The sequence below is a fragment of the Rhodospirillaceae bacterium genome (assembly GCA_002746255.1).
Lineage (GTDB): Bacteria > Pseudomonadota > Alphaproteobacteria.
The window spans coordinates 1-9,327 of sequence record NVWO01000029.1; the positions used below are offsets into that span (position 1 = coordinate 1).

A 9,327-nucleotide genomic window follows, 5' to 3' on the forward strand; every position below is an offset into this window, starting at 1 on the left:
CGACCATTTCTTTGAATTTGTCGATGCGGAATCGGGAAGCCTGATCGATTGCCTGAGTGATCTCATTCGGGCTTAACTGCATTTCCAGGCTGTTTTTCGCCAATTGCGCTTCGCGATCTCCCAGATCGGCAGCGATGCCATAATACATGTAGGCTTTTATTGGATCCGCCTCGATCCCTTCGCCCTTGGCATACATGGAGGCAAGATTGAACATGCCTTGGTGATATCCACTTTCCGCCGATAATTTGAACCACTTGAATGCTTCGGCAGTATCTTTTTCAACCCCTTCTCCATTGATATAAAATACACCCAGGTTGGACTGGGCAATGGGGTTTCCTTGTTCCGCTGCTTTCCGGTACCATCGAACGGATTCATTGATATTCTGTTCGACTCCCAACCCCTTGAAATAAAGAGCGGCCAAGTTATACTGGGCATCCGGCAGACCTTGTTCCGCTGCCAACTTCGGGAATTCGGCCGCGCCTTTCTGGAAATCACCGAGGGCTGCGCGCTTTTCGAAGGCCTCTGGGAAAATGGGGCCACCGAACAGGTGTGGATGAGCCACGGGGACCGGGTGGTGCGCCTGCCGTCGGGATTTCGGGCCGTGGGCACAAGCGACGGCGCACCCTTTGCCGCCATTGCCGACGACAAACGCCGTTTCTATGGACTGCAATTTCATCCCGAAGTCGTCCATACCCCTGGGGGCGCTGCCCTTCTCAAGAACTTTACCCATGGGGTTGCGGGTTGCGCCGGGGATTGGACGATGGACGCCTTTCGCGCCCGCGCCATCGCGACGGTTCGCGATCAGGTGGGAGACGGGCGTGTTATTCTGGGCCTTTCTGGCGGCGTTGATTCGTCCGTTGTGGCGCTTTTGCTTCATGAAGCCATTGGCGAACAATTGACATGTGTTTTTGTCGATACGGGCCTTTTGCGTGCGGGGGAAGCGGAAGAAGTCGTTTCGCTCTTTTCCAGCCATTACAATCTCTCGCTTGTCCATCGTCAGGCCGCCGATCTTTTTCTGACGAAGTTGCAGGGTGTAACGGACCCGGAACAAAAGCGAAAAATCATCGGCGCCACCTTCATCGACGTTTTTGAAGAAGAAGCGAAGAAGATCGGTGGTGCAGATTTTCTGGCCCAGGGCACGCTTTATCCGGACGTAATTGAATCCGTTTCTTTCACCGGGGGGCCAAGCGTCACGATCAAGTCGCACCACAATGTCGGCGGTTTGCCGGACCGCATGCGGATGCAGCTTGTCGAACCTTTGCGCGAATTGTTCAAGGACGAGGTAAGGGCGCTGGGATACGAGATCGGCCTTCCGGAAGAATTCGTCCGCCGGCACCCCTTTCCGGGGCCGGGCCTTGCCATTCGCATCCCCGGCGAAATCACGATCGAGAAACTGGAGATTCTACGTCAGGCGGATCAAATCTATCTGGAAGAGATCCACAACGCGCATCTTTACGATGCGATCTGGCAGGCATTTGCCGTGTTGCTGCCGGTGCGAACGGTCGGCGTGATGGGGGACGAACGGTCTTACGAATTTGTCTGCGCCTTGCGCGCCGTCACGTCCACCGATGGCATGACGGCCGATTACTTTCCCTTCGACCACGCCCTTCTTGGACGCATTGCCAATCGCATCATCAATGAAGTGCGCGGCATCAATCGGGTCGTCTATGACGTGACGTCAAAACCCCCCGGTACGATCGAGTGGGAATAGAGGGCCTGCGCAACCTAAGTCAGAGTGGGTAATATTATGGGGTGTCAGTTTTTATCGGAGAAAAGCAAAGTTCCGTGTTCAATCTGGAAATATTCTCCAGATGGTTTTGAAAATAAGGAATTTTGTTGCTTTCATTTACCCTTCGATGAAAAGGATTCGTTAGGTGAAAGAAAATCTGATTGGTCTTCCCGTAAAAACGAGCTGTTTCTTAAGGGCGCTCAACCATTTGATTGCGGCTTTTCGTTCGAACGCCAACGGCCTTGACTTGTCAGGAACCTATATTCCAACTGAATTGAAAATTCAGAATGCTTTTACTCATCTCGAATTATCCCACGCACATATCAAGGGAAAATTTATTTTTCAAAACGCGGGAATATCTGTTTCGGCGTGTGAAACAGTTTTTAGTAATGATGTAGAGTTTAAGAGCGGGAGTAGCTTCAACGTAGATATTTCTAATTCTTATTTCAAAAAAGACCTGATTATAGACGCTGTGCATGGCGACGTTTTATTAGCAGAAAAATGTTTTTTTGAGACAAAGGTGAGCATTGTTAATTCAGTTCTAGAAAAGTGTGTTTTTAAGGGTTCACCCAGCCCCATAGTGTTCTTAATTAATGCCAGCTCTTTTACGAAAGAGCTGGATGTTAGTGGCGTTGAGTTTCAGAAGGAATCGGTTTTTACAGAGGCAAACGTTCCTGGAATATCCATATTCAATGGTGTGTCAATTCCAGATAACATGAAATTCAATCAATGTAATTTTGGGAGTAATGGGTGTTTCCGAGGCATCAAGACTGGTGAGGGCGTTGTCTTTTCAGGCTGTAAATTTGGCGAAAAAACGTCTTTCGCAAAATTTGGAAGGCGACTCACAGAATTCGGGAAACGGAATACATTCAAGGGCACTCACTTAGGCAATGAGAGCAATTTTTCCGGTTGTAAGTTTGGAGCAGGATTTTTATTTGAGAGCGGTCATATCGGGAAGGGGTGTGACTTTTCAAATGCGCAATTCGGGCCAAGTCTGAAGTTTGAAGATGTGAACATTCAACATGCGTCCTTTAGTGGTTCAAAATTCGAGAACAGAGCATCATTTATTCAGTGTAAATTTTATAACAGCACGGATTTCTCAGGTGTTTCCTTTGTAAAAACGTCGGAGGAAAATTCTCTCCTATTATTCGATGATGCAAGTTTCTCTGGCGTTACAAATTTTTCAAAAAGTAAGTTTGATGGCCCGGTGTCATTTAATGGGGGCGAATTTAAGGGCATAGATTTTTCTGGAGGCATGTTTTTATCGAGTGTCGATTTTACAAATCGGAATTTCAAGGGCCCTACAGTTTTCAGTGATTGCGTTTTTGAAGTCGCACCTCAATTTCATGGCGCGACCTTGTTTCAGGATACTGTCTTCACTGATGCAAAATTTAATGACGTTGGGAGAATCAAACAAGGCGCGGCGTCAGCAGCGGCATCCTACAGGACATTGCGACACGCAATGGAAAAGGATCGATCTAGGAGAAACCAGTCAATTTTCTATGCATTGGAAATGCGATCAGCTAGGAACTCGGGGGAGGTTCGGAGAACAGCGTTTATTCTGTCTTTTTTATACGACTGGCTCTCTGAATACGGCCTTCGAACGGGGCGCCCTCTTTGGTGGTTACTCGGGATCAATGCTGCGTGGACGTTGATATATTTCGTCATCGGGTTATTTTTCAAGAAGCTTAGTTTTTATGCATGTATCCAATTTACGATGGAGCAATTAACGCGTCCATTTTACGTGTGGAGAGGTGCCTACAAACCACTTGAGGAATTGAGGTATATTTGGAGTGATGTTTCGGGGGCTTTCCAGGTGCTAGCGTCGCTCCAATCCCTGATTAGCATTGGATTAATTACATTGTTAGTTCTTGCGATTCGGCGGCAGTTTAAGATGGATTGATAATCAGGAAACGCAATTCAGAACTGCAGCGTTGAGTTATTTATAGAAATAGCAGCAATCCCTCCTACCACGCCCAGAATTCCCACCAGGGGGCGGTTTTTACCGCGACTTTTTCCATCCATTCCAGGTTCAGCTCGCCTTCGGCTTTTTTGGCTTCGGGGCGGCTGAAAAAGACATGGACGCGCATGCGCCGCGTGCCTTCGATGGCGATTGCCTGGGCGATGCCCTTATAGCGGATGCCGCCGCGTTGGGGGCTGTCGGCTTCTTTTTTCCAATAGGTAAAGACGACGGGGTTGCCAAAGCTCAAGAGCTGGCCGTCCGGCATGGTCGCCGTGTAGGCCGTCGGTTCGGCATAAAAATTCACGGTGCCGCGCCACTCCGCCAAGGCGGAATGCGGCATGAGAAGAAACACGCCAAGCGAAATGGCAGCGAGAAATTTCATACCAGATCCTAGCCTTCAGGCTAGCGCATTTGCTTCTTGAAAGCCAGCATCCGCAGCACAGGCTGGTACGTCCGCGTGGCGATAGTCTTGCGGCGTTATTTATTTCTAACGGGAGCGAAAACGGCTTGCGTTTGAGCGAAGTCGCCGCGCTTGCTTGCGTTCCCTGGGGGTCATTTCGCGCCAGAGCCGCTCGCGCATGTTCTTGCCTTTCGTCGATGTGGACGCCATGTGATACCAAAGATAGGCTTTTGGCAGGTTGCGCTGCACGCCGTGGCCTTGTTCATACATGCGTCCGACATTGACATGCGCATCGGTGCTGCCGTTTTCGGCGGCACGAAGAAACCATTTCATGGCGACCTTTGAATCGCGGCGGACACCGCGGCCCGTGGCGTAAAGCACGCCCATCTTGTTTTGTGCCCGCGCATGCCCGTCCTCTGCAAGTGGCAGCCACTCGCGATAGGCGGATTGGTAATCCCCCTGTTGGTAGGCGTCGTTTCCTTCGCCGTAACCGGCCGTCGCGGGCGGGCTGAGCAGCAGGATGCCGACAAGGGCTGCAAATCCTATTTTATACATCTGTTTCCTTTCTGGCCTTGGGCCAGAAACTAACGTGTTTTGGCTTGGAAGGGCAACCATCCACCAGCCCTTGCCCTGGCTTCGCGCCCTTGGGAGGATTACAGCCGCAAGGCCGGCAGCAGGCCTTTGAAGGAGGGCCGCCGCGTTCGCAACAGGTCGCGGGCCAGCTGCTTTGCTTCCGACGTCTGAAGGGGGCTCATTTTGCTTTTCAGGCGGCGAAGGGCGATGGCATTCTTGGTGAGGCTTTGGCCAAGGTAGTACCATTTGAAGGCGAGCACGTAATCCTGCGCGACGCCGATACCTTCTTCGTAGGCCTGTCCCAGATTCCCATAGGCGCTGATGGCACCACCTTCCGCCGCCTTCTGGAACCAGGCTGTTGCCGTTTCATGATTTTGTTCCGTTCCCTTGCCATCCCGGTAAAGCATGCCAAGGCGATTTTGGGCAAAGCCATCCCCTTTTTCGGCCAGGGCCTGGAATTCCTGGAACGCCATTTGAAAATTGCCTTGTGCGTAGGCGTCGTTGGCCGTGGCAAGGTCGGCGTGGGCGATGCCGGGAATCAGCAGGGAAAATGTTGCAAATACGAAAAAGAAGATACGCATGGCCATCGCCTCCACTTGGGTGTTCGGTATTTTAGGAAAGCCCGGGAAGAAGGGGCAGACACAAGCACTCACATTTTCTTGAAGGCGGCTGCCCGATGCCTGGTGCGATGGCGCCTAGCTTGTGCGCCCATTCCCTGGGGTGTGGAGGTGCAGGCCTGTTTTTTTGCGGATTTCCACATTTCGCAAGATGACTTCAAGCGCGCAATCCTCCTCCGGCGTGGGCACCTGGCCCCGGGCAAGCTGCGCCTGAAGTTCTTCGAAAATTGCTCGTTCGGGTGGCGCCAATTCGCCATGCACCGCGGCAATTTTTTCAAGAAGACGGTGCCCGGTTTCGTTTTTAGCCATCATGCGCCTCCGATGCTTTTTACGGCGCGTCGCCCGTGGCACCAATACCCCCATGAGCGGCGGACCATTGGCCCGGATTTTCAAGGAAGGTGCGAACTTCGCGAAGAATTTCTGGGGAAAAAGCCTTTTGCTGGCTGGCGGCTTCCAGAACGTCCCACCAATTGGCAAGCGCGTGTAGTTGCACCCCGGCCGTCTTGAGTGCGGCAATGCCTTCGGGAAAGATGCCGTAATGGAAAACGACGAAGGTGTGGGCGACTTTTGCGCCGGCGTCACGCAGGACCTGGCAAAATTTGAGTTTGCTTTTCCCGTCGGTGGCAAGGTCTTCGACCAGCAGCACGCGCGCGCCCGCCTCGAAGCTGCCTTCGATTTGCGCCATTCGTCCGAATCCCTTTGGCTTTTTCCGGACGTAGAGCATGGGCAGGTCCATCCGTTCGGCCAGCCAGGCGGCGTAGGGGATACCCGCTGTCTCACCGCCGGCAATAACGTCAAACGCGTCTTTGCCCGTTGCCTTGGCGAGGCTTTCCGTGGCCAGGCGCAAAATCACGCGCCGTTCCTGGGGATAGGAAATAAGCTTGCGGCAATCGACGTAAACCGGGCTTGCCCATCCAGAGGTGAGTTGAAAGGGCTTCTCGGGCCGAAAATTGACGGCACCGATACGCAGCAGGATTTCTGCCGTAATTTTTCCAGTTTCCGGATTTTCAGAAATCGGTTTCAAATTTCAATATCCTTGTTCAGCAGCTTCGGTGCCTTAGCTTCCTACAGGAATGAATTTTGGAAGCGTAATTTCCTCGGTCACGTCGTCGAAAATGACGCGAACTTTCTGTCCAATTTTGATGCTTTCGATATCTTCCGTCACGATGTTGCTAAGCATCCTGGGCCCTTCTTTTAAATCAATAAGCGCGATGGCATAGGGCGTATCTTCCTTGAAGGCGGGTCCGGCGGGTCGCCGTGCGATCGTGTAACTATAGATCACGCCTTCGCCGCTTGCCTCTGTCCATTCCAGCCGGTCGGAAAAACACGACGTGCAGTTTCCTCGGGGAAAGAAAATATGGGTCTGGCAATCCTGGCAGCGTTGGATGGCGAGGCGATGCGCCTTTGCCGCTTCCCAGAAGGGGCGGGTCGTCGGGTCGATAACGGGCAAGGGTTTTTCGTACATGAGGGCCTCAATGATTGGACAGGATGCAGGTTGCGCCGCTTGATAATACGCCGCCAGTGCCGTGGGCGAGTGCCGTTTTTACACCTTGAACCTGGCGTTCGCCGGCTTCGCCGCGCAATTGGCGGACGGCTTCGATCAGAAGGAAAATGCCATACATGCCGGGATGCGCGTAGGAAAGGCCGCCGCCATTGGTGTTCATGGGGAAATCGCCACCGGGGCCTGTGCGCCCGTTTGCGACAAAATCGCCACCCTCGCCGCGCCCGCAGAAGCCCAGCGCTTCGAGGGTAAGCAGGACGGTGATCGTGAACGAATCATAGATTTCGGCCACGTCGATCTGGTCGGTGCCGATGCCGGCCATCTCGAAGGCACGCCGTCCACTTTCCGCCGCTGCCGTATGAAAGGCCAGGTCCGGCATGGCGGCGATCGACATATGGGTTTGCGATTCACCATGACCGCGGACGTAAACCGGCTGCGTTTTCAGGTCGCGCGCGCGCGCTTCCGTGGTGAGAACAATGGCACCGCCGCCATCGGTCACCAGGCAGCAATCAAGCAGATGGAGCGGGTCCGTAATCAGCATGCTGGAAAGAACGTCGTCGACGGTCAGCGGGCTGCGCATCATGGCCGCCGGGTTTTTCATCGCCCATTGGCGGGTGGCGACGGCAATTTCGGCCAGATGTTCGCTGGTCGTGCCGAATTCGTACATGTGCCGCTGGGCCGCCATCGCGTAAGCGCCGACCGGATTCGGCAGGCCGTAGGGAGTCTCGAATTGCAGCGAATATGCTGGCGACCGGCCGCTTAGGCTGCGGCTGCGCTGGCTCTTCTGGGTGCTGCCATAGGTGATGAGGGCCGTCTCAATAGCGCCGCTTTCAATGGCCATCGCCGCGTGGCCGACATGGGCCTCGAAGGCAGACCCGCCAAGATTGGTGCCGTCGCTGAATTTTGGCCGAATGCCAAGATATTCGCTAAGGGCGAGGGTGGCGAACTGACCGGGGCCGGGAACGCCCCAAAGGCCTGCGGTCGCAAGCCCGTCTACGTCGGAAAGCTTGAGCCCCGCTTCATCCAGTGCGGCTTTCGCCGCCCGCGCCTGAATTTCCAGATCGTTGGCCCCGCCAGGGATGACACCTTTTTCCAAAGGCGCATCCGCCACGCCAACAATAACGGCTTGCCGTTTTCCCATTTCAAATCCTTTTTTTAAGAGGCTTCAAGCTGCCGTCGTACCGTGCCGGCGATGACCGTGCGTTCTTCGACCATGCAGGCAATTTCGCAAATGGCCGTAACGCCGTCTTTGCCGATTTCAATGGCGGTGACCGTTCCGCGCACAATGACTTCATCGCCGGGATAGACGGGGCCAAGAAAGGCGACATCAAGTTCGCCGCCAAACACCCAGCCCTTCCAGTCCCAGGCCGTCATTGCCTGAGAAAGAAAAGAGAGGCTAAGCAGGCCATGGGCGATTGTTCGCCCGAAAAGCGTTTCCTTGGCGAAGGCCGGGTCGATATGCAGCGGGTTTCGATCCCCAGACGCTTCGGCATAGCGATTGATCTGTTCTTGAGTCACCCGATGACGGCTTTCCGGAATGGCGTCCCCGATCTGAATGCCACTGTGACCGGCGTTGCGGTTTTCGCTCATGCTTCCTTGCCCCAGATGCGCGTGATGACGCCGGTCGTGACCAATGCGCCCTTCTGGTTATGGGTCACGATTTTCATGACCACGTAGTTGCGCCCTTTTTTGACATAGGTTTCGAGAATATGCACCTGGGTTGCCAGGGTGTCGCCAATGTAGGCCGGTTGGTGAAAGGTGAAGTGCTGTTTTGTGTGAATGCCACCCGGCGGGTTGCGACGGTGGGAAAGCGCTTCCAGCATGTAGACGGCGGCTAGGGTTGGCGGCACCGGTCTGGGGCTATTTTTTTCTCGATAAATTTCGGCGGTATCGCCGGTCGCGTCAAGATAGGCTTCCACCAGCGCTTCCGTCACCTGGAAGCTTGCCGGTGGATCCGGGAAAACTTGCCCGACCTTGAGTTTCGCAAAGGACGTATATGCAGCCATTTGTTTCGGATCGGTCCTTGTTTGTGCGCCGATGCTAGGCGAGGGAGGTGGTGAAGGCCATGAAAAAAAGGCCCCGCTGTTTCCAGCGGGGCCATCAAGGTTCGTCGGAGATCCGACGAGGGGGGTTAAATTTTCTTCATTTCCTCCAGAAACTTGTCGACTTCACCGCCCAGGGTTTCGGATTGCTGGGACAGCTCGCTTGCGGCTTCCAGCACCTGTCCGGCGGATTGACCGGCTTCGTCGGCGGCGGCAGCCACTTGCGCGATGGTGCCGGTCACTTCCTGGGTTCCGGTGGCGGCCTCCTGAACGTTGCGGCTGATCTCGGAGGTGGCCGCGCCCTGTTCCTCGACGGCCGAGGCGATGCTTGCCGCAATCTCGTTGATCTCCTTGATGGTGGTGCCGATGCCCTTGATGGCGCCGACGGCTTCCCCTGTGGCACTCTGAATGGCGCTGATCTGGTTGCCGATTTCCTCGGTCGCCTTGGCCGTCTGATTGGCCAGATTCTTGACCTCGGAAGCCACAACCGCAAAGCCCCGAC

13 protein-coding genes are annotated in these 9,327 nt (G+C 54.3%); 2 read left to right on the top strand and 11 right to left on the bottom strand.

Translation table 11 applies throughout. The features are described from left to right. The coding region (locus COA65_10070; GenBank protein ID PCJ56847.1) for a hypothetical protein at positions 1-214 on the bottom strand (214 nt) is incomplete at its 3' end. 57 nt (positions 215-271) lie between these two features. Here COA65_10070 and COA65_10075 point away from each other — a divergent pair. Next, complete coding sequence (locus tag COA65_10075; protein ID PCJ56848.1) at positions 272-1,711, top strand: glutamine-hydrolyzing GMP synthase; 1,440 nt, start codon at positions 272-274, stop codon at positions 1,709-1,711. Positions 1,712-1,874: 163 nt separating this feature from the next. Continuing rightward, positions 1,875-3,632: a hypothetical protein gene (locus tag COA65_10080; protein PCJ56849.1), complete on the top strand. Its 1,758-nt coding sequence runs from the start codon at positions 1,875-1,877 to the stop codon at positions 3,630-3,632. Positions 3,633-3,696: 64 nt separating this feature from the next. On the opposite strand, the gene COA65_10085 is transcribed toward COA65_10080, so the two are convergent. From COA65_10085 to COA65_10130, 10 genes are all read right to left on the bottom strand, one after another. Further along, on the bottom strand, positions 3,697-4,074 hold the full coding sequence (locus COA65_10085; GenBank protein ID PCJ56850.1) for a hypothetical protein: 378 nt from the start codon (positions 4,072-4,074) through the stop codon (positions 3,697-3,699). A gap of 105 nt (positions 4,075-4,179) precedes the next feature. Beyond that, the gene (locus tag COA65_10090) at positions 4,180-4,911 is read right to left on the bottom strand and encodes a hypothetical protein (GenBank protein ID PCJ56851.1); all 732 of its coding nucleotides are present in this window, start codon (positions 4,909-4,911) and stop codon (positions 4,180-4,182) included. Next, positions 4,746-5,252, bottom strand: a complete 507-nt coding sequence (locus COA65_10095; GenBank protein PCJ56852.1) for a hypothetical protein — start codon at positions 5,250-5,252, stop codon at positions 4,746-4,748. Before COA65_10095 ends, COA65_10090 begins: the two co-directional genes overlap by 166 nt. Before the next feature lie 108 nt (positions 5,253-5,360). After that, the gene (locus COA65_10100) at positions 5,361-5,594 is read right to left on the bottom strand and encodes a hypothetical protein (protein PCJ56853.1); all 234 of its coding nucleotides are present in this window, start codon (positions 5,592-5,594) and stop codon (positions 5,361-5,363) included. A 16-nt stretch (positions 5,595-5,610) separates the two neighbouring features. Next, entirely contained in the window at positions 5,611-6,297 is a 687-nt protein-coding gene (locus tag COA65_10105) for an orotate phosphoribosyltransferase (GenBank protein PCJ56859.1), read from the bottom strand. A 42-nt stretch (positions 6,298-6,339) separates the two neighbouring features. Then, entirely contained in the window at positions 6,340-6,747 is a 408-nt protein-coding gene (locus COA65_10110) for a hypothetical protein (GenBank protein PCJ56854.1), read from the bottom strand. A gap of 7 nt (positions 6,748-6,754) precedes the next feature. Beyond that, positions 6,755-7,924, bottom strand: a complete 1,170-nt coding sequence (locus tag COA65_10115) for a thiolase (protein PCJ56855.1) — start codon at positions 7,922-7,924, stop codon at positions 6,755-6,757. A 14-nt stretch (positions 7,925-7,938) separates the two neighbouring features. Beyond that, complete coding sequence (locus tag COA65_10120; GenBank protein PCJ56856.1) at positions 7,939-8,373, bottom strand: transcriptional regulator; 435 nt, start codon at positions 8,371-8,373, stop codon at positions 7,939-7,941. Then, positions 8,370-8,789, bottom strand: coding sequence for a hypothetical protein (locus COA65_10125; protein ID PCJ56857.1), 420 nt, complete (start codon positions 8,787-8,789; stop codon positions 8,370-8,372). The genes COA65_10120 and COA65_10125 overlap by 4 nt, the downstream gene beginning before the upstream one ends. Positions 8,790-8,914: 125 nt before the next feature. Next, positions 8,915-9,327: hypothetical protein (locus COA65_10130; GenBank protein PCJ56858.1), on the bottom strand; the 413-nt coding region annotated here is incomplete at its 5' end.

Excerpts from the sequence above, each read along its gene's own strand:
- COA65_10085 (PCJ56850.1), bottom strand. The coding sequence starts at position 4,074 with ATGAAATTTCTCGCTGCCATTTCGCTTGGCGTGTTTCTTCTCATGCCG.
- COA65_10090 (PCJ56851.1), bottom strand. The coding sequence starts at position 4,911 with ATGGTACTACCTTGGCCAAAGCCTCACCAAGAATGCCATCGCCCTTCG.
- COA65_10095 (PCJ56852.1), bottom strand. The coding sequence starts at position 5,252 with ATGGCCATGCGTATCTTCTTTTTCGTATTTGCAACATTTTCCCTGCTG.
- COA65_10100 (PCJ56853.1), bottom strand. The coding sequence starts at position 5,594 with ATGATGGCTAAAAACGAAACCGGGCACCGTCTTCTTGAAAAAATTGCC.
- COA65_10110 (PCJ56854.1), bottom strand. The coding sequence starts at position 6,747 with ATGTACGAAAAACCCTTGCCCGTTATCGACCCGACGACCCGCCCCTTC.
- COA65_10115 (PCJ56855.1), bottom strand. The coding sequence starts at position 7,924 with ATGGGAAAACGGCAAGCCGTTATTGTTGGCGTGGCGGATGCGCCTTTG.
- COA65_10120 (PCJ56856.1), bottom strand. The coding sequence starts at position 8,373 with ATGAGCGAAAACCGCAACGCCGGTCACAGTGGCATTCAGATCGGGGAC.
- COA65_10125 (PCJ56857.1), bottom strand. The coding sequence starts at position 8,789 with ATGGCTGCATATACGTCCTTTGCGAAACTCAAGGTCGGGCAAGTTTTC.